The organism is Scleromatobacter humisilvae (assembly GCF_023231945.1).
Taxonomy (GTDB): Bacteria; Pseudomonadota; Gammaproteobacteria; order Burkholderiales; family Burkholderiaceae_C; genus Scleromatobacter; species Scleromatobacter humisilvae.
Map to the genome: position 1 here is coordinate 151,512 of NZ_JAJLJH010000008.1, position 22,723 is coordinate 174,234.

At 69.4% G+C, this 22,723-nt stretch carries 27 protein-coding genes; 8 read left to right on the plus strand and 19 right to left on the minus strand.

What is annotated here, in order from left to right; genetic code table 11:
* Position 1: 1 nt before the first annotated feature.
* Genes LPC04_RS22035 through LPC04_RS22055 form a run of 5 tightly spaced genes read right to left on the minus strand, consistent with a single transcriptional unit; the run spans position 2 to position 4,182 of the window.
* Positions 2–607, minus strand: a complete 606-nt coding sequence (locus LPC04_RS22035) for an SCO family protein (protein ID WP_275684443.1) — start codon at positions 605–607, stop codon at positions 2–4.
* Positions 607–1,509 carry a heme o synthase gene (gene cyoE, locus LPC04_RS22040; protein ID WP_275684444.1) on the minus strand — a complete coding sequence of 301 codons (903 nt, stop codon included), beginning with the start codon at positions 1,507–1,509 and terminating at the stop codon, positions 607–609. The genes LPC04_RS22035 and cyoE overlap by 1 nt, the downstream gene beginning before the upstream one ends.
* On the minus strand, positions 1,506–2,615 hold the full coding sequence (locus LPC04_RS22045) for a COX15/CtaA family protein (protein ID WP_275684445.1): 1,110 nt from the start codon (positions 2,613–2,615) through the stop codon (positions 1,506–1,508). Before LPC04_RS22045 ends, cyoE begins: the two co-directional genes overlap by 4 nt.
* Positions 2,612–3,325, minus strand: coding sequence for a hypothetical protein (locus LPC04_RS22050; protein ID WP_275684446.1), 714 nt, complete (start codon positions 3,323–3,325; stop codon positions 2,612–2,614). Before LPC04_RS22050 ends, LPC04_RS22045 begins: the two co-directional genes overlap by 4 nt.
* Positions 3,322–4,182 carry an SURF1 family protein gene (locus LPC04_RS22055; RefSeq protein ID WP_275684447.1) on the minus strand — a complete coding sequence of 287 codons (861 nt, stop codon included), beginning with the start codon at positions 4,180–4,182 and terminating at the stop codon, positions 3,322–3,324. Before LPC04_RS22055 ends, LPC04_RS22050 begins: the two co-directional genes overlap by 4 nt.
* Here LPC04_RS22055 and LPC04_RS22060 point away from each other — a divergent pair.
* Positions 4,181–4,402: a DUF2909 domain-containing protein gene (locus tag LPC04_RS22060; RefSeq protein ID WP_275684448.1), complete on the plus strand. Its 222-nt coding sequence runs from the start codon at positions 4,181–4,183 to the stop codon at positions 4,400–4,402. The genes LPC04_RS22055 and LPC04_RS22060 overlap by 2 nt on opposite strands.
* Before the next feature lie 109 nt (positions 4,403–4,511).
* Here LPC04_RS22060 and LPC04_RS22065 read toward each other — a convergent pair whose 3' ends face one another.
* The 7 genes from LPC04_RS22065 to LPC04_RS22095 all read right to left on the minus strand — a co-directional run bounded on the left by LPC04_RS22065 (position 4,512) and on the right by LPC04_RS22095 (position 10,460).
* Positions 4,512–5,399, minus strand: coding sequence for a cytochrome c oxidase subunit 3 (locus LPC04_RS22065; protein ID WP_275684449.1), 888 nt, complete (start codon positions 5,397–5,399; stop codon positions 4,512–4,514).
* Between the two features lie 18 nt (positions 5,400–5,417).
* The gene (locus tag LPC04_RS22070; RefSeq protein ID WP_275684450.1) at positions 5,418–5,663 is read right to left on the minus strand and encodes a DUF2970 domain-containing protein; all 246 of its coding nucleotides are present in this window, start codon (positions 5,661–5,663) and stop codon (positions 5,418–5,420) included.
* 7 nt (positions 5,664–5,670) lie between these two features.
* Positions 5,671–6,303: a cytochrome c oxidase assembly protein gene (locus tag LPC04_RS22075; protein ID WP_275684451.1), complete on the minus strand. Its 633-nt coding sequence runs from the start codon at positions 6,301–6,303 to the stop codon at positions 5,671–5,673.
* Complete coding sequence (locus tag LPC04_RS22080) at positions 6,300–6,416, minus strand: cytochrome oxidase small assembly protein (protein ID WP_275684452.1); 117 nt, start codon at positions 6,414–6,416, stop codon at positions 6,300–6,302. The genes LPC04_RS22075 and LPC04_RS22080 overlap by 4 nt, the downstream gene beginning before the upstream one ends.
* A 20-nt stretch (positions 6,417–6,436) precedes the next feature.
* A complete protein-coding gene (gene ctaD, locus LPC04_RS22085; protein ID WP_275684453.1) occupies positions 6,437–8,068 on the minus strand; it encodes a cytochrome c oxidase subunit I in 1,632 nt (543 codons plus the stop codon).
* 57 nt (positions 8,069–8,125) lie between these two features.
* The gene (gene coxB, locus LPC04_RS22090; RefSeq protein WP_275684454.1) at positions 8,126–9,319 is read right to left on the minus strand and encodes a cytochrome c oxidase subunit II; all 1,194 of its coding nucleotides are present in this window, start codon (positions 9,317–9,319) and stop codon (positions 8,126–8,128) included.
* A 208-nt stretch (positions 9,320–9,527) separates the two neighbouring features.
* Complete coding sequence (locus LPC04_RS22095) at positions 9,528–10,460, minus strand: methyltransferase domain-containing protein (RefSeq protein WP_275684455.1); 933 nt, start codon at positions 10,458–10,460, stop codon at positions 9,528–9,530.
* A gap of 82 nt (positions 10,461–10,542) precedes the next feature.
* Between LPC04_RS22095 and LPC04_RS22100 the strand changes: the two genes are divergently transcribed.
* On the plus strand, positions 10,543–11,268 hold the full coding sequence (locus tag LPC04_RS22100; RefSeq protein WP_275684456.1) for a phosphoribosyltransferase family protein: 726 nt from the start codon (positions 10,543–10,545) through the stop codon (positions 11,266–11,268).
* Positions 11,269–11,287: 19 nt separating this feature from the next.
* The gene (locus tag LPC04_RS22105) at positions 11,288–11,752 is read left to right on the plus strand and encodes a tRNA (cytidine(34)-2'-O)-methyltransferase (protein ID WP_275684457.1); all 465 of its coding nucleotides are present in this window, start codon (positions 11,288–11,290) and stop codon (positions 11,750–11,752) included.
* Positions 11,753–11,780: 28 nt separating this feature from the next.
* Here LPC04_RS22105 and LPC04_RS22110 read toward each other — a convergent pair whose 3' ends face one another.
* The 4 genes from LPC04_RS22110 to LPC04_RS22125 form a co-directional block, all read right to left on the minus strand.
* A complete protein-coding gene (locus LPC04_RS22110; protein ID WP_275684458.1) occupies positions 11,781–12,764 on the minus strand; it encodes an NAD(P)H-dependent glycerol-3-phosphate dehydrogenase in 984 nt (327 codons plus the stop codon).
* Between the two features lie 64 nt (positions 12,765–12,828).
* The gene (gene secB, locus LPC04_RS22115; protein WP_275684459.1) at positions 12,829–13,296 is read right to left on the minus strand and encodes a protein-export chaperone SecB; all 468 of its coding nucleotides are present in this window, start codon (positions 13,294–13,296) and stop codon (positions 12,829–12,831) included.
* 98 nt (positions 13,297–13,394) lie between these two features.
* Positions 13,395–13,652, minus strand: coding sequence for a glutaredoxin 3 (gene grxC, locus LPC04_RS22120; RefSeq protein ID WP_275684460.1), 258 nt, complete (start codon positions 13,650–13,652; stop codon positions 13,395–13,397).
* A gap of 130 nt (positions 13,653–13,782) precedes the next feature.
* On the minus strand, positions 13,783–14,205 hold the full coding sequence (locus LPC04_RS22125; protein WP_275684461.1) for a rhodanese-like domain-containing protein: 423 nt from the start codon (positions 14,203–14,205) through the stop codon (positions 13,783–13,785).
* A 100-nt stretch (positions 14,206–14,305) separates the two neighbouring features.
* On the opposite strand from LPC04_RS22125, the gene gpmA reads away from it, so the two are divergent.
* From gpmA to LPC04_RS22140, 3 genes are all read left to right on the plus strand, one after another.
* The gene (gene gpmA, locus LPC04_RS22130; RefSeq protein ID WP_275684462.1) at positions 14,306–15,052 is read left to right on the plus strand and encodes a 2,3-diphosphoglycerate-dependent phosphoglycerate mutase; all 747 of its coding nucleotides are present in this window, start codon (positions 14,306–14,308) and stop codon (positions 15,050–15,052) included.
* Positions 15,053–15,065: 13 nt separating this feature from the next.
* Entirely contained in the window at positions 15,066–15,497 is a 432-nt protein-coding gene (locus LPC04_RS22135) for a DUF5990 family protein (protein ID WP_275684463.1), read from the plus strand.
* Positions 15,498–15,627: 130 nt separating this feature from the next.
* Positions 15,628–16,626, plus strand: coding sequence for a choice-of-anchor D domain-containing protein (locus LPC04_RS22140; protein WP_275684464.1), 999 nt, complete (start codon positions 15,628–15,630; stop codon positions 16,624–16,626).
* Positions 16,627–16,692: 66 nt separating this feature from the next.
* Here the strand turns inward: LPC04_RS22140 and LPC04_RS22145 are convergent, their stop codons facing one another.
* A complete protein-coding gene (locus tag LPC04_RS22145) occupies positions 16,693–19,308 on the minus strand; it encodes a YncE family protein (RefSeq protein ID WP_275684465.1) in 2,616 nt (871 codons plus the stop codon).
* Between the two features lie 155 nt (positions 19,309–19,463).
* Entirely contained in the window at positions 19,464–20,381 is a 918-nt protein-coding gene (locus LPC04_RS22150) for a LysR substrate-binding domain-containing protein (RefSeq protein WP_275684466.1), read from the minus strand.
* 74 nt (positions 20,382–20,455) lie between these two features.
* Here LPC04_RS22150 and LPC04_RS22155 point away from each other — a divergent pair, with 74 nt between their 5' ends.
* Both LPC04_RS22155 and LPC04_RS22160 read left to right on the plus strand, forming a co-directional pair.
* Complete coding sequence (locus LPC04_RS22155) at positions 20,456–21,748, plus strand: MFS transporter (RefSeq protein ID WP_275684467.1); 1,293 nt, start codon at positions 20,456–20,458, stop codon at positions 21,746–21,748.
* A gap of 4 nt (positions 21,749–21,752) precedes the next feature.
* On the plus strand, positions 21,753–22,181 hold the full coding sequence (locus LPC04_RS22160) for a hypothetical protein (protein ID WP_275684468.1): 429 nt from the start codon (positions 21,753–21,755) through the stop codon (positions 22,179–22,181).
* Here the strand turns inward: LPC04_RS22160 and LPC04_RS22165 are convergent.
* Positions 22,178–22,663 carry a hypothetical protein gene (locus LPC04_RS22165; RefSeq protein ID WP_275684469.1) on the minus strand — a complete coding sequence of 162 codons (486 nt, stop codon included), beginning with the start codon at positions 22,661–22,663 and terminating at the stop codon, positions 22,178–22,180. The genes LPC04_RS22160 and LPC04_RS22165 overlap by 4 nt on opposite strands.
* Positions 22,664–22,723: the final 60 nt, after the last annotated feature.

Below are 22,723 nucleotides of genomic sequence, written 5' to 3' on the forward strand. Positions count from 1 at the left end.
CTCAGGTCGCCTTCTCGGCGAGCAGCGCCTGCAGGTCGGCCGTCAGCAGCGTCGGATCCAGGCTCTGCGACGCGAACAGCCGGATGCGGCCCTGCGGGTCGAAGATGTAGGTGCCCGCGGTGTGGTCGATCGTGTAGCTGTCGGCCGTCTTGCCCGGCACCTTCTCGACCACCAGCTTGAAGTCCTTGATGATCGCCTGCGTCTGCGCTTCGTCGCCGCGCAGCGCCAGGAAGTCGGGGCGGAAGTTGGTGACGTAGTTCTTCAGCAGCGCGGGCGTGTCGCGCGACGGGTCGACCGTGATGAAGACGACCTGCACCCGCTTCGCATCGGGGCCCAGCGTCTTGAGGATGCCGCTCAGCTCGGCCATCGTCGTCGGGCAGGCGTCGGGGCATTGCGTGTAGCCGAAGAAGACGACCGTCACCTTGCCCGCGAAATCGGCCAGCGTGCGCGGCTTGCCGTCGAAGTCGGGCAGGCTGAAGCCGTGCGCGTAGCTGGCGCCGGTCAGGTCGATGGCGTTGAAGTGGTGCGGCGGGGCGGCGCGGTCGCAGCCGGCGAGGGCCAGCGCGCCGACGGCGGCCAGCGAGAGAAGGAATCGGCGGGTCGTCATCAGCGGATGTAGTGGTCGATCAGCAGCGCCGCGAACAGCAGCGACAGGTACAGGATCGAGAAGCGGAACGTGCGGCGCGCCAGCTCGTCGCTGTAGTGGCGCCAGAGCCTGAACGCGTAGGCGCAGAACAGGAAGCCCAGCACCACGGCGCAGGCGAGGTAGAACCAGCCGCTGAGGCCGCTGACGAAGGGCAGCAGCGTGCCCGCGAACAGCACCAGCGTGTAGAGGAACACGTGCAGCTTGGTGAAGTCGGGACCGTGCGTGACGGGCAGCATCGGCAGTCCGGCCTTGCGGTAGTCCTCGGTGCGGTAAAGCGCCAGCGCCCAGAAGTGCGGCGGCGTCCACAGGAAGATGATCAGGCACAGCAGCCAGGCGTCGGCGTCGGCGCTGCCGGTCATCGCGGCCCAGCCCAGCACGGGCGGCATCGCGCCCGAGGCGCCGCCGATGACGATGTTCTGCGGCGTCATCGGCTTGAGGATCAGCGTGTAGATCACGGCGTAGCCGATGAAGGTGGCCAGCGTCAGCCACAGCGTGATCGCGTTGACCCAGGTCAGCAGCACGGCCGCGCCGATCGCGCACAGCACCATCGAGAACAACAGCGCCTGCGTGTTCGTCAGCTCGCCCTTGGCGGTCGGGCGCCAGGCGGTGCGCGTCATGCGCTTGTCGATCTGCTGCTCGACCAGGCAGTTGAACGCGGCGGCCGCGGCCGCCACGAGCCAGATGCCCGCGGTGGCGGCCAGCGTGGGCACCAGCGGCGGCCAGCCCGGCACGGCCAGGAACATGCCGATCACCGCGCAGAACACGATGAGCTGCACGACGCGCGGCTTGGTGAGCGCGTAGTACTGGCGCCAGCGCGACGGCTGCGCCGACGCGGGCGAGGGAACGGGGACAGCGGAGCTCATGACGAGAGGACTCGATTTCTGGAATTCAGGGCGGCGGCGGCCTCGAAGCCGATGCAGATCACCAGCGCCGCGGCCCCGGCAGTGTGCGCCAGCGCGGCCACCAGCGGCCAGCCGAGCACGACGTTGGACAGCCCGGTCGCCAATTGGATCACCACCAGGCCGCCGATGATGACAGCTCGCCGCCGCGCCGCCTCGCCGCGGCGCCAAAGCCGTGCGACGAGCCAGCCCATCGCGGCGGCGAACACGAGCGCGAACAGCCGGTGCGTCCATTGGATCGCCACCAGCGCGGTCATGGCGATCGGCGCGCCGTCGGCCCGCTTGCCCAGCTCGCGCGCGAACGTGAAACCTTCCGACCAGTTCATCGCCGGCCACCACTGGCCGTTGCATTGCGGAAAGCCGGTGCAGGCGAGCACGGCGTAGTTGGTCGAGACCCAGCCGCCGAGCGCGAGCTGCAGCAGCAGCGCGAGCGCGGCCAGGGCCAGCGCCCAGCGGTCGCGCGCGCCGCGCGGCGCGTCGCCCGCGCGCGCGGGCGCCTGCAGCGACAGCAGCGCGAGCAGTCCCATGCCGCCCAGCAGGTGCCCGGTGACGATCGCCGGATAGAGCTTCCACGTGACCGTCAGCGCGCCGAACACGCCCTGCGCGATGACCCACGCGAGCGTCACGCCCGCGAGCGCCCCCGCGCGCGCGTCACGCGCGTGCGCGGCGGCCGCGAGCATCAGGATGATCAGCGTACCGAGCGCCATCGCGAAGTAGCGGTGGATCATCTCGATCCACGCCTTGCGCTCGCTGACCGGCCCCTCGGGCGCGAGCGCCTGCGCCTGCGCGATGTCCTGCGATGCAGCCACCGGGCTCGCGGTCGCATAGCAGCCCGGCCAGTCCGGACAGCCCAGCCCCGAGTCGCTCAGCCGCGTGTAGGCGCCGAACACGACGAGGTCGAAGCACAGGAACAGCGTCAGCACCGCGAGCGCGGCGACGCGCTGCGTGCGCGACTTCCGGCGCAGCCCGCCGCGCCACCACGCGATCATCAGCACGACCGACACGATGGCCAGCGCGATCAGCGCGAGGCCGGTCAGCGATGTCCAGTCATACGCCACGCCGGAAGTCACGGCGTGTCCTTGGCGCGGTTCCACCACGCCGATGCGCGCAACAGCTTGTCGACGTCCTTCTTCAGCTTGACCGGATCCGGATTGGCCGGCGTGCGCATCATCCAGTTGCCCAGCGGGTCGACGATGTAGAGCGACTCCTCGAGCTGGTGATGAGCCTCGGGCTCGAGCCAGCCCGCGAGCGCGGACCGCTCGACGCGGTAGGTCGCCACGGCCGGCGGTGCCGCGACGGCCGCGGCGAGCGCCGGCTCGACCGCCTCGGAGCTGTCGACGAGCCAGACCTTCTGGATGCGGTCGCGCTCCGCGCCCATCATCTCGCGCAGCTGGCGCTGCAGGAACAGGTTGCTCTCGCACAGCTTGCCGCAGCCCGCCGGCGCCACGACGATCATCAGCCACTGCCCCTTCAACGTGGTCAGCGGCACCGAGTGGCCGTTCATGTCCTGCGCGGGCACGGCGTCCAGCGACGGCAGCGGGCGCTGCGGCTCGATCAGCGTCGCGTAGTTGGTGCGGCCGCCCGGACGGATCACGTAATAGGTGAAGTACGACGCGATCACCGGCAGCGCGCACGCGAACAGGATCACCAGCATCGTGATGCGGCCGCGCCGGCTCTGCGCGGCCGAGTAGTCGCGCATCGGCGCCGGCGTGTCGTGCAGCGTGAAGGTCAGGGATTCCGGGCCGGTGGCCTTGGGGTCGTCGGACGGAGTCGGTTTCATCGGGAAGCGTTGTCGTCGACGCGGTCGTCGAGCGGGGATTCGGAATCGGCCGGCGCCAGCCTGCGCGGACGGATGAACTGCAGCCACACGTACAAGCCGAGGAACGCGATGCTCATCGCGAACCATTGCACCGCGTAGCCGTAGTTGGTGGTGACGCTGACCCCGCCGGTGGGCGGCGGCCAGTCGCGGCGCAGGCCGTCGTGCGCATTGTCGGCAGTGGCGTCCTCGACGACCGTCTCCGGACGCAGGGCCAGGCCGCTCTCCGCCGCGAGCGCCTCCAGCTCGATATTCTGCCGCACCGGGCCGCCGGCGCCATGGCCGATGTCGATCCAGTGCGAGGGCCACGGCGCGACGTGGCCATGAAGCTTCACGGTTCCGATGGGCATGGCCACCGGCGGCGCCTTCATCGGGTCGGCGTCGTCGCGCGCGATCCAGCCGCGCTGCACGACGACCGCGCCGCCGTCCGGCAGCCGCAGCGGCGTCATCACGTAGAAGCCCGAGCGCTCGTCCATCGTGCGGTTCATCAGGTACACGGTGTGCGCCGCGTCCCATTCGCCCGTCACGTCGATGTGGCGCTGCCACTGCTGCTGAGCCGTCGCCGGGTCGCGCGCGAGCTCGCCGGCGGCGAGCGCGGGCATCGCGCCGCGCTCGGCGATCATGGCCTCGTTGGCCAGCTTGGTGTGGGCCCGCGACAGCTGCCAGACGCCGAAGCGCGCCGTCAGCAAGGCGCAGCCGAGGGCGACGACAAACCAGACGACACGCGAACGCGTCGACCCCGCGCCACGGCGCCGCTCGCCGTCGGGAGGGGAGGAACCCGCGGACGCTGCCGCGGGGTCGGTGGAATAATCGTTCTTCATGAAAATCGTGATCGTCGCGTTCCTGGTGCTCGTGCTGGCCGCGCTCGCGGGCGCCGGCTTCTTCATGCTGCGCCGCGGGCCCGACGACGGCTCGGCGGACAAGCGCATGGCCCGCACGCTGGCGGTTCGCGTCGGATTGTCGGTCACGCTGTTCCTGCTGATCCTCCTGGCCTGGAGTCTCGGCTGGATCCACCCGTCCGGCATCCCCGTCGGCACCTGAAGTTCGATGCGGCGAGCGTCGCGCGGTTCCACTTCAAGCGACAACGCCGCCCGAAGTTCGAGGCGGCGTTGCTGCTTTCAGGCGGCGAGCTCGATGCTCGCCTCGTCCGTCAAAGCCAATACACCACGACGTAGAGGCCCAGCCAGACGACGTCGACGAAGTGCCAGTACCAGGCCGCGCCCTCGAAGCCGAAGTGGCGCTGCGGCGTGAAGTGGCCCTTCTGGATGCGCAGCGTGATGAAGAACAGCATCAGCATGCCGACGAACACGTGGAAGCCGTGGAAGCCGGTGAGCATGAAGAAGGTCGAGCCGTAGATGCCCGAGGACAGCTTCAGGTTCATCTCGGTATAGGCCTCGTGGTATTCGTAGGCCTGGCAGCAGATGAAGCTCAGGCCCAGCGCCACGGTGATCCACATCCACAGGATCGCCTTCGAGCGATGGTCGGCGATCAGCGCGTGGTGCGCGATCGTCAGCGTGACGCCCGAGGTCAGCAGGATGGCCGTGTTGAAGGTCGGGATCGGCCACGGGCCCATCGTGCGGAACGGGGCGATGGTGTCGGCCGGCGAGCCGGTGATGCCGGCCTGCGCGCTGGGCCAGATCGCGTGGAAGTCGGGCCACAGCAACTGGTGGTCGAGGTTGCCCAGCATCGGCAGCGCGATCGAGCGGGCCCAGAACAGCGCGCCGAAGAACGACGCGAAGAACATCACCTCCGAGAAGATGAACCAGCTCATGCTCCACCGGAAGGACACATCGACGTGATCGGAGTACAGCCCGCCCTCGCTTTCGCCGATGGCCGTGGTGAACCATTGCGCCAACGTGGCCAGCCACACGACGACGCCGGTGAGCACGCACCACGAGCCCCATTCGTGTCCGTTGACCCACTGGCTGCCGCCGATGATCATCAGGAACAGGCCGATCGCCACGCACACCGGATAACGGGACGGCGCGGGGATGAAGTAATGCGGGGTGGTTCCGTGGGGAGTCGCGGCGGCGGACATGGTTTCAGTTCTCCAGACTCAGTGACTTGTAGCGAAGCCGATGACGAAATGCACCAGCACCACCAGGAAGACGACGAAGACCGCGGCGCCGATGACGGCGGCGATCACCACGTGGATCGGGTTCAGGTTCTTGACGTCCTGCTCGTGATCGGCGGACTTGCGGATGCCGAAGAAGGACCAGGCCACGGCGCGCAACGTCTGGCCGAAACGCGCCTTGCGGGCGGTCGGCGACGGCTCGTCGCGCGGGTCGGTGGGCGCGGTCATGACGAGCTCAGACATGCGGCTTGGCTTCGAGCTGGCCGACCGGCGCCGGCGGCGTCGTGCCGCCGACCTCGAAGAAGGTGTAAGACAGCGTGATCGTCTTGACGTCCCTGGGCAGCTTGTCGTCGACGTAGAAGACCACGGGCCAGGTCTTGGACTCGCCCGGCGCCAGCGTGTGCTGCGTGAAGCAGAAGCATTCCACCTTCGTGAAGTGCGACTGCGCGACGCCCGGCGCGTAGCTCGGGATCGCCTGCGCCGTCATCGTTCGCGACTGCGTGTTCCTGAACTCGTACATCACGGTCGTCATCTCGCCCGGATGCACGGTGACGGCGTTCTGCGCCGGGTGGAATTCCCACGGGCCCCCGTGCACGTTGGCGTCGAATTCCACCGTGACGCTGCGAGTCAGGTCGACCTGCGAGTTGATCGGCGCGCTCTTCTCACCGGGCGCCGCGCCGAGGTCGGTGCGCGCGATCACGTTGATGTTCAGCGCTTCGCAGATCGACTTGTACAGCGGCACCATGGCGTAGGCGAAGCCGCCCATGACGAAGACGACCAGCGTCAGCTTGAAGAGCATGTCGCGGTTGAGCCGCTTCTGCTTCTTCTTGCGCCGCGAGTCGCGCTCGTCGTTGAGGTCGTCGCTCATAGTCCGAACAGCATGGCCTTGGCGAAGAAGCCCAGGCCGAATGCCAGCGCCACCGTGAACAGCACGATGCCCAGGCGCGCGTTCTTGCGGCGTTGCTCGGGAGACTGAGCCATGGGAACCTGCGCGGCGGGCTTCAACCGATGACCTTGGTGGCCGTGCGATCGAGCTTGGGCGGCGTTTCGTAGGTGTGCCACGGCGCCGGCGACGGCACTTCCCACTCGAGGCCCTCGGCGCCTTCCCACGGACGCTGCGGCGCCGGCTCGCCCTTGCCGCGCATCCCAGGGACGACGACGAACAGCAGGAAGTAGACCTGCGTCAGGCCGAAGCCCAGCGCGCCGATGGAGGCGACGGCGTTGAAGTCGGCGAACTGCATCGGGTAGTCGGCCACGCGGCGCGGCATGCCGGCCAGGCCCAGGAAGTGCATCGGGAAGAAGGTGATGTTGAAGAACACCAGCGACGACCAGAAGTGGAACTTGCCGCGCGTCTCGCTGTACATCACGCCCGTCCACTTCGGCGCCCAGTAGTAGTAGCCGGAGAACATGCCGAACAGCGAGCCGGCCACGAGCACGTAGTGGAAGTGCGCGACGACGTAGTAGGTGTCCTGCAGCTGGATGTCGATCGGCGCCATCGAGCAGATCAGGCCCGTGAAGCCGCCCATCGTGAACACGAAGATGAAGCCGACGGCCCACAGCATCGGGGCCTCGAAGGTCATCGAGCCGCGCCACATCGTGGCCAGCCAGTTGAAGACCTTCACGCCCGTGGGCACGGAGATCAGCATCGTGGCATACATGAAGAACAGCTGGCCGGTGACCGGCATGCCCGTCGTGTACATGTGGTGCGCCCACACGATGAACGACAGGATGGCGATCGACGACGTCGCGTAGACCATCGACGTGTAGCCGAACAGGCGCTTGCGCGAGAACGCCGGCACGACCTGGCTGACGATGCCGAAGGCCGGCAGGATCATGATGTAGACCTCGGGGTGACCGAAGAACCAGAACACGTGCTGGTACATCACCGGGTCGCCGCCGCCGGCCGGGTTGAAGAAGCTGGTGTGGAAGTGGCGGTCGGTCAGCGTCATCGTGATGGCGCCGGCGAGCACGGGCATCACGGCGATCAGCAGGTAGGCCGTGATCAGCCAGGTCCAGACGAACATCGGCATCTTCATCAGCGTCATGCCCGGGGCGCGCATGTTGAGGATGGTGACGATGATGTTGATCGAGCCCATGATGGAGCTGGCGCCCATCAGGTGCATCGCGAAGATGCCGCCGTCCATCGACGGGCCCATCTGCAGCGTCAGCGGCGCGTAGAGCGTCCAGCCCGCGGCGGGCGCGCCGCCGGGCAGGAAGAACGAGCCCACGAGCATCAGCGCCGCCGGGATCAGCAGCCAGAAGCTGAGGTTGTTCATGCGCGCGAACGCCATGTCGGCCGCGCCGATCTGCATCGGGATCATCCAGTTCGCGAAGCCGACGAACGCCGGCATGATCGCGCCGAACACCATGATCAGGCCGTGCATCGTGGTGAACTGGTTGAACAGCTCGGGGTTGAAGAACTGCAGGCCGGGCTGGAACAGCTCGAGGCGGATCAGCAGTGCCAGCGTGCCGCCCACGAGGAACATCGTGAACGCGAACAGCAGGTACAGCGTGCCGATGTCCTTGTGGTTGGTCGCGAACACCCAGCGGCGCCAGCCCACCGGGTGGCCGTGCGCGTGGTCATGATCGTGATCGTGGCCGTGGTCGATCGGATGGGGCAGAACAGCACTCATGAGAGGAAATCCTTCAGCGAACGCTTGAGTCGGTCGATGGCGTGATCGAACGGCGGCTTACTTGGCTTCGGCAGCCACCACGTCGGACGGCTCGACGAGCTGGCCCGTGTGGTTGCTCCACGAGTTCTTCGTGTACGTGATCGCGGCGGCGATGTCGGTCTCCGACAGCTTGCCCTGCCACGCCGGCATGGCGCCGTTCAGGCGGCCGTGCAGCACGGTGAGGATCTGCGCGTTCTTGTCGGCATCGAGCACCGTGGGCGACTTGTCCAGCGGCTTGACCGGGCCGGCGCCCGTGCCGTCCGGCTTGTGGCAGACGGCGCAGTTGGCGAGGTAGACCTTCTCGCCGCGGGCCATCAGCGGGGCCATCTCCCAGACCTTCTTCGGATCGTCGGCCGCGGCGGCCAGCGCCTTCTTCTGCTTGTCGACCCAGGCCGTGTAGTCGGCGGCGGACAGCACGTCGACGCGGATCGGCATGAACGCATGCTCCTTGCCGCACAGCTCCGAGCACATGCCGTAGTAGGTGCCGACCTTGTCGGCCAGGAACCAGGTGTCGCGCACGAAGCCGGGGATCGCGTCCTGCTTGACGCCGAAGGCCGGCACGCTCCACGAGTGGATCACGTCGTCGGCGGTGGTGATGACGCGCACCTTCTTGTTGACGGGCACCACCAGCGGGTTGTCGACCTTGAGCAGGTAGTCGTTGCCGGCCGGCTGTCCTTCCTCGGACAGGTTGCGCTGCGCGGTGTCGAGCGTGGAGATGAAGGCCAGGCCCTCGCCCTCGCCCTTGACGTAGTCGTAGCCCCACTTCCACTGGTAGCCCGTGGCCTTGATCGTGAGGTCGGCGCCCGTCGTGTCCTTCATCGCGACGACGGTGCGCGTCGCGAACGCGCCCATCAGGATGACGATGATGAACGGCACCACCGTCCAGGCGATCTCGACCGCGGTGCTTTCGTGGAAGTTGGCCGCCTTGTGGCCCACGCTCTTGCGATGCTTGATGATCGAATAGAACATGAAGCCGAACACGACCACGAAGATGATCGTGCAGACGATGAGCATCCAATAGTGCAGTTCCTTCTGCTGGCGCGCGATCTCGGTGACGGCGGGCTGGAAGTCGAGGCCCAGCACCTTGGGGCCGCCGGGAAGGTCGGTCACCGATTTGTCACCGAAGGCCAGCGCCGCGCTGGTGGTCGCCAATGCGGACAGCGCCAGGGCGGCGTGCGCCGCGCGGTGTCCCAGCTTGCGAATCGTCATCATCGTCGTCACGTAGTTCGATCCTTCTTGTCGGGCCTGGGCCTATGCGTGGCCCGAGTTCGGCTTGATCAGAGGTCGCGTGCAAGCCCCTTCCGGAAGGGCGCGCACAGGAGAGGTGCACTTCAGACACAAGACCCAATCGATTCTAGGGCCTGTTCATGCCAAAAAAGTGCCTGGGGGACTCAGCGTAAGCCCTGCCCCACGCCTCGGTTCAACGAGGTTGACGGCCTCGGCTCAGCATGGCCTTCATGTCGTCGAGGCCCACCTGCGTCTGCTCGGACAGCTTCGCGCGCGGCCCCGGCTTGAACGCGTGGCCATAGACGATCTCGAACTCGAGCACCACGCGGCCCTGCGCGTCGACGTGCGCGCCGAGCGCCGCGAGCAGGCGGTCGCGCCAGCGCGGCGTGCGCAGGCCCGCGAAGCGCGCGGCGTCGTTGTTCGCGCCGAGGCTGCGCAATTCCTCCAGCGCGGCCTGCGGGCTGCTCCAGGTCAGCCGCAGCGTCTCCTGGTCCATGACGGGATCGGCGAAGCCGGCCTCGACCAGCATGTCGCCGAGGTCGTGCATGTCGGTCCAGGGCGCATACGGCGTGCCCCATCCGTGGGTGCGATAGAGGTCGCGCAGGGCGACCAGCGTGCCGGGGCCCAGCGTCGTGAACATCAGGAAGCCGTCGACCACCAGCGCGCGCTGCCACTCGCGCATCAGCGTGGGAGCGTCTTGCGCCCAGTGCAGGCTCATGTTCGACCAGACGAGCTGCGCCTGCGCCGGCGGCACCGCCGACTGCGCGATCGCGCGCGGGCCGCTCGCGCCCAGGCCAAGCCAGCGCCGCCACGCGGGCGTCGCGGCGATCGTGGCCGAGCCGGCCGGCGCGGACGCCGTCGCAGCCTCCGGCCGCAGCACGCCGGTGACCGTCGCCTTCGGATAGGCCTGCGCCAGCTGCGCCGCGCCGGCGCCCAGTTCGCTCCACCAGTCGAACACGTGGTGCGGCACCTGCTTGACGATGGACAGCCGCTCGGCCAGCCGGCGCGCGATCTCCCCGTGCAGCCACGGCGGCGCCGACTGCGCGGCGAGCCGGGCCCACGCGCGGTCCAGCGCGCGCGGATCGAGGCGTTCCGGGCGGGATTCGACGATGGGTGACGCAGCCATGCGGCAGTATATTGAGCCGATGACTTCGCGGCCCGACCCCTCCGCCATGGCCGCAGGCGGCGCCGGGCCAAGCGCGCCCCGCTTGACGAACGCCCGCAACCTGCTGGCCCGCTGGCGCGCCGCGGCCGGCGGCCGCTGCCTGGTGTGCCGCGGCTGGTGCGACGGCGGGCTGTGCCGCCACTGCGACGCGCGCTTCGCGTTCGCCCGCGAGCGCTGCGACGGCTGCGGGCTGCCGTTCGTGGTCCCGCCGACGGATGGCGACAACGCGCGCTGCGTCCGCTGCCGCCTGGCGCCGCCGCCGTGGTCGCGCGTGGTGACCGGCGTCGACTACGGCTATCCGTGGGATCGCCCGCTCGCCGACCTCAAGTTCCACCAGCGCCTCGAACCCGCGGACGCGCTGCTGCGGCCGCTGCTGGCACGGCTGGACGACCTACGCGGCAGCGACGTGCGCGTCGCCTGCGTGCCGCTGTCGCGCGAACGCCTGCGCGAACGCGGCTACAACCAGTCGTGGGAGCTCGCGCGCCGCCTCGCCCGCGCGCTGTCGCTCGACGCGCGCGCCGACGCGCTGTTTCGCGTGCGCGACACCGGCCACCAGCTGGGCCTGCACCGGTCGGAGCGCGCGAGGAACCTGCAGGGCGCCTTCGTCGTCACGCCGCGCCACGCGGCCTGGGTGCGCGGCGCGCGCATCGCGCTGGTCGACGACGTGCTCACCACCGGCGCCACCGCGCAGGCAGCCACGCGCACGCTGCGCGCGGCGGGCGCCCGCGAGGTGCACGTGTGGGTGGTCGCGCGCACGCCGGAGTCCTGAGCCAGCGGACAATGTGGCCATGTTCAAGATCGTCCTCGTCCATCCCGAGATCCCGCCCAACACCGGCAACGTGATCCGCCTCGCGGCCAACACCGGCTGCGAGCTGCACCTGATCGAGCCGCTGGGCTTCTCGATGGAGGACAAGCTGCTGCGCCGCGCCGGCCTCGACTATCACGAGTTCGCCGACGTCCGCCGCCACGCGCGCTGGGAGGACTACGCCGCCACCGTCGACCCGTCGCGCTGCTTCGCGTTCTCCACGCGCGGCACCGGCACGCTGGCGAGCGTCGACTGGAAGGCCGGCGACAGCCTGGTCTTCGGCAGCGAATCGGCCGGACTGCCGCCCGCGCTGCGCGAGCAGTTTCCGCCTGAGCGACTGGTTCGCCTGCCGCTGCTGCCGGGCCAGCGCAGCCTCAACCTGAGCAACGCCGTGGCGGTGGCGGTGTTCGAGGCGTGGCGCGTCAACGGCTACGCCGGAAGCGTGTAGGGCGGGTTAGCCGCAGGCGTAACCCGCCCTACAGCCCCTCGTCGCGGGAATCGCGCCGCATCAGCGACGACACCGCGTCCCGCGCCGCGATGCGCCGGTGGATCACGGCCGACACCATGTCGGCGATCGGCATCGCCACGCCGTTGTCGTGCGCGAGCCGCGTGACGGTCTCGGCGCAGTAGACGCCTTCGGCCACGTGGCCCAGGCGTTCGAGGATGTCCTTCAGCGCCAGGCCCTGCGCCAGCATCAGCCCGACCTTGCGATTGCGCGACAGGTCGCCGGTGGCGGTGAGCACCAGGTCGCCGAGGCCGGACAGGCCCATGAAGGTGTCGGCATGCGCGCCCAGCGCGACACCCAGCCGCGTCATCTCGGCCAGCCCGCGCGTGATCAGCGCGGCGCGCGCGTTGAGGCCCAGGTTCAGGCCATCGGCGATGCCGGTGGCGATGGCGAGCACGTTCTTGACGGCACCGCCCACTTCCACGCCGACGACGTCGGTCGAGCGATAGATACGCAGCGTCTCGCTGTGGAACGCGTTGACAGCGAGGTCGCACAAGGCCGGGTCGCCGCTGGCGGCGACGAGCGCCGTCGGGCTGCCGCCGGCCACTTCCTGCGCGAAGCTGGGGCCCGACAGCACGCCCACCGACGCCCGCGGGAGCACGCTGGCCGCGATCTGGTGGCCCAGCGATCCGGTGGCGGATTCGACACCCTTGCAGAGCCAGAACACGCAGGCGTGGCCCGGCAGCGCGGCCAGCCGCTCGCGCAGCGAGGCCATCGGCGTCGCGACGATCACCAGGCCGCCCTCGGCATGCGCGAGCGCCGCGGCGTGGTCGGACGTGACGGCCAACTGGTCCGGCCACACGGCGTGCGGCAGGTAGCGCGCGTTGCGGCGCTCGGCCGCCATCTGCTGCGCCTGCGCGGCGTCGCGCGCCCACAGCAGCACGCGATGGCGCCGCGCCGCGGCGATCGCGAGGGCGGTGCCCCAGGCACCGGCGCCAATGACGGAGATGCGCATGGGAGCGGGTCTCGGCAGGAAGACGGATCAATCGGCACGGAGCAGGCCCCGTGCCGGGTCGACCTCAGTTCGGTGCGCCGTTGGCCGACGCGGCCTGCGCGAGCTGGGCCTGCTGCTGCGCCTCGAACATCGCCTGGAAGTTGACTTCGGCCAGCAGGATCGGCGGGAAGCCGGCGCGCGTGCAGACGTCGGAGACGATGGCGCGCAGGTACGGGTAGAGCATCTGCGGGCAGACGACGCCCAGGATGCCCTGCTGCTGCTCGGCCGGCACGTTGCGGATCTCGAAGATGCCGGCCTGCTTGGCCTCGACCAGGAACAGCACGCGCTCGCCGACCTTGGTCGTGACCGTGGCGGTGACCGTGACCTCGAACAGGCTCTGGGCGACGGCCTCGGCCGACATGCTCAGCTGGATGTCGACCGCCGGCTGCGTCTGCTCGAGCAGCACCTGCGGCGAGTTCGGTTGCTCGAGCGACAGATCCTTCAGGTAGATGCGCTGGATCTGGAAAACGGGGGATTGGTCTTGTTCAGCCATGGATGTCTCGAAAAAAACGAAGCCCGCAAACCGGGACGGTGCGGGCTGCAGCGCGCATTATGTCGCAGGGCTCGTGACGAGCCGGTGAGGAATAGTCCTCAGCCGTTGAGCAGCGGAACCAGGCCGCCTTTCTGGTCGAGCGCGATCAGGTCGTCGCAGCCGCCCACCCACGTCTCGCCGATGAAGATCTGCGGCACCGTGCGGCGGCCCGTCCTGGCGATCATCTCGTCGCGCTGCGACGGGTTCAGGTCGACTCGGATCTCGTCGATCGCCTCGACGCCGCGCTGCTTGAGCAACTGCTTCGCGCGGATGCAGTACGGGCAGACCTGGGTGGTGAACATGCGGACCGGATTCATGGGGACGTGCGCCTCGGCGATCGAGGAAGAACTGCTGATGTGCCCGATTTTCGCGCAGCGCGTTCAACCTTGCATGGCCAGGTGACAAGTCCGTGGCGATCCGCGTGACGGAATCGCGCGGTTGAGCGGGTCAAGTCGGCGCGGCCGAGGTCTCGATGGGCATGTTCGCGGCCTTCCAGGCGGTCAACCCGCCGGCCAGCACGACCGGCTTGGCATAGCCCTTGGCCTCCAGCGCCTTGGCCGCCTTCGCGGCGCGCTTGCCGCTCGCGCACACCAGGACGACCGGCAGCGTCTTGTTCTTCGGCAGCTCGGGCGCGACCTCGAGGCGGCCGATCGGGATGTTCCTCGAGCCGACGATGTGGCCGGCGGCGAACTCGCCCGGCTCGCTGACGTCGATCACGCTGGCCTTCTCGCGATTCATCAGGCGCACCGCCTCGGTCGGCGAGACGCCCGCGTTGCGCGCCCCGTTGATCGTCGGCCACAGCAGCAGGCCGCCGGCGACGAGGACGGCCAGGATCAGGAGCCAGACGGTGGGATCGGAAAAGAAGGTCACGGGTCGCCGTTCGCAGGAGGTTCGGGGGAAAGACGCGATTATAGAATTCACCGCTCATCCGACACGACTGAATGCGCCACACGGCGCGAGGCCTTCATCCATGTACAAGCTCGTCCTGATCCGCCACGGCGAATCCACCTGGAACCTCGAGAACCGCTTCACCGGCTGGACCGATGTCGAGCTCACCGCCACGGGCGTCGCGCAGGCGCGCACCGCGGGCGAGCTGCTGAAGGAAGCCGGCTACGAGTTCGACGTCGCCTACACCTCGGTGCTCAAGCGCGCGATCTGGACGCTGTGGCACTGCCTGGACACGATGGACCGCACCTGGCTGCCCATCGTCAACGACTGGCGGCTGAACGAACGTCACTACGGCGGCCTGCAGGGCCTGAACAAGGCCGACATGGCCAAGGAGTACGGCGACGAGCAGGTGCTGATCTGGCGCCGCAGCTACGACACGCCGCCGCCCGCGCTCGAGGCCGACGACCCGCGCGGCCAGCGCCACGACCTGCGCTACGCCAGGCTCGACCCGGCGCAGATCCCGCTCACCGAATGCCTGAAGGACACCGTCGCCCGCGTGCTGCCGTGCTGGAACGAGGTGCTGGCGCCGGCGATCAGGTCGGGCCAGCGCATCGTCGTCGCCGCGCACGGCAACTCGATCCGCGCGCTGGTGAAGTACCTCGACAACATCGGCGACGCCGACATCGTGGGCGTCAACATCCCCAACGGCATCCCGCTGGTCTACGAGCTCGACGCCGACCTCAAGCCGATCAAGAGCTACTACCTCGGCGACGCCGAGGCCGCCGCCAGGGCCGCCGCGGCCGTCGCCGCGCAAGGCAAGAAGGCCTGAGCCGGAGGCTGCGGTGCACGCCATCACCCTGCAGCTGATCTACGACGGCAAGGGCCCGGCCCTCTGGACGCCCGCGCCCGGCGCCTTCGGCCTGCAGGACAAGGCCGGCGCGCTGCACGTGGGCAAGGCGGCCGCGGCCGGCGCCGTCGTCTTCGACTTCACGCTGCAGGTGAAGTCGCTGGACTCGGAGATCGCCGTGCTGACTGGCGACTTCGCGCACGGCAGCCCCGCCGAGCGCTTCCTCTACCTCGGCTGGGCCAATACCGCCGGGGGTTTCGCGCAGCGGCTCAAGCTGCCGCTGTTCAACATCACGTCGGCCCAGGTTCGCGAGGCGCTCGCGAAGGGGACGCCGCTGATGGCGACGCTGGTCGACCATCATCCGAAGGCCACGTCCACCGGCGCCAACATCGGCGGCGCGCGGGCCGTCGACTGGACACTCGCTTAGTCCACGGCCCCTAGCTTGACCTGAACCGCACGCGCATCGCGCGGCATCCACGCGGATCCAGCACGCGACGGGCCCTCGGCATCGAACCCGCGCGCGCCCTCGCGTCGATGCCACGGATTCAGGAGGCCCGATGAAATCGTCCATCGCCACGACACTGGCACTGCTGTCACTCGTTGGTTGCGGCGGCGGAGAGCCGCAGTCCGACATGCCGCGCCCGGAGATCGGCATGTCGACCACCGCGCACATCGAGTCCGGCAAGGGCGGCGGAGGCGGCGGCGCACCGGCGCCCGCACCAGCTCCAGCGCCGACTCCTGCGCCGGCTCCGGCGCCTGCGCCCAGTCCCGCGGCACCGGCGCCCGCGCCCGCCGCGGTCAAGCTGCCGCCGCCGATGTCGACCGACGCCGCGGCCTGGGCCTTCAGCAACCTCGGCAGCGTGGTGGGCACCGGATCGACGACCGACATCGACTTCGGCCGCATCCAGAACATGACGCCCGGCGGCATCGCCGTCGGCGCCAGCCGCAGCGCCACCGAGCTGATCTACAACACCAGCAAGAAGGTGCCGCTGACCGTCACGCAGATCCAGATCACCGGCGCGAACCCGGGCGACTTCGTCATCTCGCCGCAGACGATCAGCGCCGCCGCGGCGACCGTGCTGCCCGCGAACAGGGACGCCGTCGAGGCGATCCAGATCACGTTCAGGCCGACGGCCGAGGGCGTGCGAACGGCCAACGTCGTCTTCACCTCCGTGGCCGGCGTCGTGCAGATCGCGCTGACCGGCACGGGCCTGCCGACGCGGCCGGTGCTGGGGACGCCGGAGGATCCGCTCGTCTTCCTGCCTCAATCGGCGCCGGCCACGTTCGTGCTGCAGAACACCGGCGGCGTGACGCTGGTGCTCAACTCGATCAGCATAGGCGGCGCCAACCCGGCCGCATTCCAGATCACGCCTGCCAACTCCGGCTTCAGCAACTGCTTCGCAGGTATTCCGATCGCGCCGCTGTCGTTCTGCTACGTCGGCGTGGGCGTAGCGCCGGGAGCGACGCCCCCGGCCAACGCGACGTTCGTGGTGAAGTCCAACGACCCGGTGCGGCCGGAGCTGGATGTGCCCTTGGTGCTGGCTACGCAGCCTTGAAGCGGGCGATCGCTCGATCGGCGCCACGGGCGGCGCTGATCGAGCGGTCTCTCTTGCCGCACCGCGTCAGCGACCGATGGGAATGAAGCCCAGATTGTGGTCCGCCGAAGCGGCGATCATCAGCAGACCGTCCGGCGAGAACATCACCGCGCCCACTCCGTTGCCCGTGATGTTTGCGATGTTGTAGTAGCTGCCCAGCGTGGTGCCGCTGGCCGAATAGAGAATGATGTCCGGGCCGGTCGCCATATAGCTGAATGCAGCGAATGCGCAGGCGACGCGGCCATCCCATGTGGTCGCGATCGAGCTCGCTCCAACCACGGCGCCCGGCAACTGCGCGATCGGCGACAGATCGACCGGCGACAGCTTCTCGCAGCCGATGTTGCCGCTTGCATAAAGCGCCGAACCGTCTCCAGTCACGGCGAGCGCGCCCTTGAAGTCGACGCTGTAGGGCCCTGCCTGGGACCAAAGGATCGTGCCCCCGGAAACCGCCGAATAGTCGACGTTCGTCGGCATGGTCAGCGACGGCGAATAGCCAGGCGTGGCGTAGACGTGGTTGCCGTCGTCCGTGGCCGTCATCCGTCCCAGGATGCCGACTTGGCCGATCGGGCTCACATCCCCGACGAAGCGCCCTTCGACATACGCCTTGCCTTGGTACATGCCGTCATTGACGAGCAGCACGTCGACGCCGTTCGGTCGAATGGCCGCCAGGCTGCTCGGATGGCCCAGATAGCCGGTGACGGGCCACGTGTCCGTGACGGCCAAAGTATCCAGATTGATGGCCTTGACCGAGGCAGCCAGGAAGTCGAGTACGAACAGGCGGCTTCCATCTGGCGACGCGGCCAGGTCCGTCAGGTACTGCCCGACATTCGGCACAGTACCCACCAGTCTCGCGGTGTAGGCGTTGTAGATGGACACCGTCGAGCTTCCATCGACGACATAGACCAACGGGCGGACGCGATCGGCGACCATCGCCTTGACGCTGACTCCGCCGATCATGGTGGTCGAGGCAAGCCCGCTCGGGTCCTTCCAGAGACCGACCCGGATCTTCGCCGGCGCGACACCGGCGACCGGACTGGAAACCGTGACGACGGCAAGGCTGGTCGCGCCGTCCGGCAGCGCGGAGGGATCGGCGGTCAGCACGAGCGAAGCCTGGCTGGCGCCCGTCGCGCCGGCGGCCGTCGCCGACAACCATGCGCTGTCCGAGCTCGCCGTCCAGGCAATGTTGCCGCCGAAATTGTCCCGCATCGTGATCGTGCGCGTCAGCACGGTTCCGGTCGGCGAACTCGCCAGGCCGATACCCCACGTCGACGGCAGCAGGCGGCGTTGATCCAGGTTCAGGTTGACCGTGACGGGCGCCGTGACGGTGTCGCCGTTGACGGCCGCCGAGTAGGTGACGACGGCGCTGGTCGAACCCGCGCTGGCCGCGGCGGCGACGGGCGCGGCCGACAGCGTCGTGCCTGCCTGGTTCACGACGCCGGATTTCGTCGTCGACAGCCAGGCCGGCGCTCCGCTCGCCGTCCACGGGAAGGCATTCGCGCCCGTGTTCAGCGCAAGGGAGAGCGACTGCGCCGACAGGTCGCGTCCGAGCGAGCCGCCGAGCGTGATCGTCGGCACCGACGTGGACAGCGTGGGTGTCACGAGCGTCAGGCTCGACGCGAAGGAGGTACCCGTCACGTTGGTGTTCGTGCCATCGCCGAGTTGCAGGTTCGCCGTGTAGCTGCCGCTCGCGAGCGAGCCGATGCCCGGATCCGGCTGCAACGTCGCGGTGCCCGGCGTCGCGTTGCCCGAGGCCGTCACCGACATCCACGACGCATCGGACGACAGCGTCCACGCGCTCGAGGCCCCGGTGTCGACATCGAACGCGACGTCCTGCGACGCGATGGGTGCACCATTGACGGCGTTGAAGCTCGGGACGCCGCCGACCAGCTGGAAGGCCGCCGGGAGCACGTGCAGCGTGAACGGGATCTTGACCGACTGGCCGTCGTTCGACGCGATCGTCACGCTGTCGGTGTAGTCGCCGGCGTCGAGCGCGGCAGTCGTCTTGTAGCGCACCGTCAGCGCCGCGGCGCCGCTGCCGGCGGCAGAGTCGAGGGACAGCCAGCTCGCACCGGCCGCGGCCGTCCAGTTCAGTCCGTCGCCGCTCACCTGGATCTGCACGACGTCGCCGTCGCTGGCGCCCCAGTGCACCGTGGACGCCGTCGACGAGACGGGAGTCGCCTGCAACGGCGACGGCTCCACGTCGACGTCGAACGGGAGCGCGGCCGGAGTTGCCGTGTATGGCGTGTGGCACGCGGCATCCTTGCACAGCGTAACGGCGATCTGGCCGGTGTGATGGCCGGTCGCGAGCGACGGCAGGCTGTGAAGCGTGATGCCGTAGTGCGTGGCGTCGATGGCGGCGAGCGACCAGTCGGTCGAGAAGACCGCGTCAGCGCCCGCGACCTGCACATACAGGGTGCCCGTGATCGAGCTCGCATTCGCGACGATGGCGGTCACCGTTCCGGTGCCGACCTGGCCGAACTGCACGTTCTCCGCATAGCTGGCCTGCGCAAAGCTCAGCGTCGGCGGGGGCGGCGGCGGCGCGGAATCACCGCCGCCACCGCCGCCACCGCCGCCGCAGCCCCCCAGCAGCGAGCTCGCACCAAGACCGACGGCCAGCCAAAGGCCCGCGACGACGTTCCGCATTGTTTCCTCCCTCGTTTCACATGTCGCGCCGTTATCGGCGACGCTTCGACGACCACTCTTTGCCGGTGGTCATGTTCTGTCTTCACGCACACCTGTAAGGGCATGTGTCTGCATTCTTGCATCGACCTTGCGGCCCGAAAGGCATCGACCTGTCTTCAAACTGAAGACGAACTTCTCGCTGTCCGCACGGTCGCCATCGCGGCAACCCTCCGCACGAAGCTCAGCACTCGCTCCGACGCCTCGTCCGCCCGCGTCGCGACGGACATCACCAGCAGCGCGTCCTTGCCCTCCAGCGCCACGTAGTGCACGCCCTCGATGCGCACCGCCTCGAGCGGCGCGGGCAGCACCGCGATGCCCAGGCCCGCGGCCACGAGGCCGATCTGCGTCGTCGCTTCGCGCGCCTCCTGCGCGATGCGCGGCTCGAAGCCGGCCTGCGCGGCCAGGCGCTTGAGCAGCGGGCCGGTGCCGGTGCCGGCGTCGCCGGGAAAGCCGATGAAGGCCTCGTCGCGGCACTCGGCGATGGCCACCGACTTGCGGCGCGCGAAGCGGTGCCCGGCCGGCACGACCAGCCGCAGCGGATCGCGCCGCAGCAGCCGCAGCGAGATGCCCTCGGGCACGCCTTCGTTGTAGCGCACCAGGCCGACGTCGAGCTCGCCGCGACGCAGGCTGTCGAACTGCAGCTGCGAATGCATCTCGCGCAGGTTCAGCGCGACGTCGGGGTGGCTGCGGCGGTGGTCGGCGACGACGTCGCGCAGCACCTTGGTCAGCGGCAGCGTCGACGAGAAGCCGATGCGCAGCAGGCCGACCTCGCCGCGCGCCACGCGCTGCAGTTCCTGGGGCAGCGCCTGCGTCCCCGCGAGCAGCGACCGCGCGCGCTCGAGCAGGGCGTGGCCGGCATCGGTCAGCGCCACGGAGCGGCGCGTGCGCGCGAACAGCTGCACGCCGAGTTCGTCCTCCAGCGCGCGGATCTGCTGGCTCAGCGGCGGCTGGGCCATGTTCAGGCGCAGTGCGGCGCGCGTGAAGTGCAGTTCCTCCGCGACGGCGACGAAATAGCGCAGGTGACGCAGCTCCATTGAGTCTTCAGACGTCTCAGTTGTTCATGAATCATATATTGGACTGACTAAATACGAATCCTTAAGCTTCCGCCATGTCCGCGATTCCTGCCCATCTCCCGTCGAGCCCGTCGTCGCGCGCGAGCGAGGCGCTGCCGCCGCCGCTGGAGGCCGGAAGTGCCGCGCACCGCTCGGCCAAGTGGGCGCTGTTCGTCGGCGGCTTCGCGGTGTTCGCGATGTTCTACGGGCCGCAGCCGCTGCTGTCGCTGTTCGGCGCGGCGTTCGACCTCACGCCGGCGCAGGCGAGTGGCGTGCTGTCGGCGACGGCCGGCGCAATGGCGCTGGGACTGATCCCGGCGGGCTTCCTGGCGCAGCGCTTCGGGCCGAAGCCGGTGATGCTGTCGGCCATCGTGCTGGGCGCGCTGTGCAGCCTGCTGTGCGCGGTGGCGACCAGCTATCCGGCGCTGATCGCGCTGCGCGCGCTGCTGGGCCTGAGCTTGGCCGGGCTGCCGGCGGTGGCGTCGGCGTGGCTCGCCGAGGAGATGGATCCGAAGGCGCTGGGCCAGGCCGTCGGGCTGATCATCGCGGGCAACGCGGCGGGCGGGATGTCGAGCCGCCTCGTGTGCGGCGTGCTGGCCGACCTCGTGGGCTGGCGCGTCGCGTTCGCCGGCCTGGGGGCGCTGGGAGCGATCGCCGCGTTCGAGTTCTGGCGCAGCCTGCCGCCCTCGCGCCGCCATCGCCCGCGTCCGCTGCACCCGCGCCACGCGCTGGCCGACCTGCGCAGCGTGTTCACCGAGCGCGGGCTGGTGCCGTTGTTCGGCCTCGCGCTGCTGCTGATGGGCAGCTTCGTCAGCTTCTACAACTACCTCGGCTTCCGCTTCGGCCAGGCGCCGTTCGCGCTGTCGCACGCGGCAATCGGCGCGATCTTCCTGCTCTACGTCGTGGGCATGTTCTCGTCGCCGTGGGCGGGACGGCAGGCCGATCGCCTCGGCTCGTCGCGCGTGCTCGCGGCCATGCTGGCGCTGTGCGCGGCCGGACTCGCGCTGACCCTGGCCTCGGCGCTGCCGGTGATCATCGTCGGCGTTGCGCTGTTCACGTTCGGCTTCTTCGCCGCGCACTCGGTGGCGAGCAGTTGGGTCGGGCGACTTGCGTTGCGCTCGAAGGCGCTCGCGTCGGCGGTCTATCTCACCGCGTACTACCTCGGCGCAAGTTCGATGGGCTGGCTCGGCGGCCACGCGTGGCAGGCCGGCGCCTGGCCGGGCGTGCTGGGCTTTCTCGCGTTGCTGTGGGTCGGCTGCGTGGCGATCGCCGTGTGGATGGCGCGACTGCCCGCGCAGGCGCCCATCCGCGCGCGTGCGGCCGATGCGGACGTCGCGAGCCAGTTCTGACGCCATGGCCACGCTTCGATCAAGCCCCTTCGCGCTGTCGCTGCTGTGCGCGCTTGCGGGCTGCGAGGACGCCGGCGACCCGTGGCACGACCTGGTCTCCAATCACGTCACGACCACCGGCCACGTGAGCCGCGTCGATTGCGCCGACCGCGACGCCGTCTCGGTCGCGTTCCAGGCAGGTTCGCGCACCTACGTCGCCCGGTCCGTCGACGGCGCGATCGATTGCAGCACGGCCCGGGTCGGCGACCCCATGCTCGTGTTCTACGCCCCGCAGGATCCTGACATCAGCACCCTTTTGCCGCCGGCCGAGGCCTACGGGCGTGGGCACCGGTGGACGTCCGCTGGCGACGCCTGGCTCGCGCTGGCCGGCGCGGCGGCGATCGCGTTGTCGATCGTCGCGAAGGTGCGAGCGACGGGTCGGCGCGTCGCCTAGTGCGTCGTCGGCCCGGTGCCCGACTCGTTGCCCGAGCGCGTCTGCGGATCGAGGCCCGTGTCGGGCGATTCCTTGGCCTGGCGCTGGCCGGTGCCGGGCTCGATCAGCTCCTCGATGATGAGGCGGCCGAACTTCTGCGCGCGGTCGGCGTTGTAGCGCGCGACGATGTCCGCGGCGCGACGCGCCGCCTCGTCCTCCGGCGCCAGCACCGACACGAACGGGTGCCCTTCCTCGGCCAGGTCGCGCTGCTGCTTGACGAGGTTGAGCTCCTGGCCGATCGAGGCCAGCACGCCGGCGTTGGCGATGTCGCGTTCGGCGCGCTCGCGCACCTCCTCGGCAGGGTAGAACGCCACGTTCGGGAAGCCGGCCTGCTTCAGCGCCTCGACGGCCGAGCGCGCGTCGCGTTCGGTGGGAAACGAGGCGAGCACGTGGCCGACCGGCTTGAACACGCCGTAGGCCGTCTGGGAGTTGCTGTCGTTCATGATGGTTGCCCTTTCGTTGCTGGAAGGGCAAGGCACGTACCGCCGCGCTGCAACACGGCG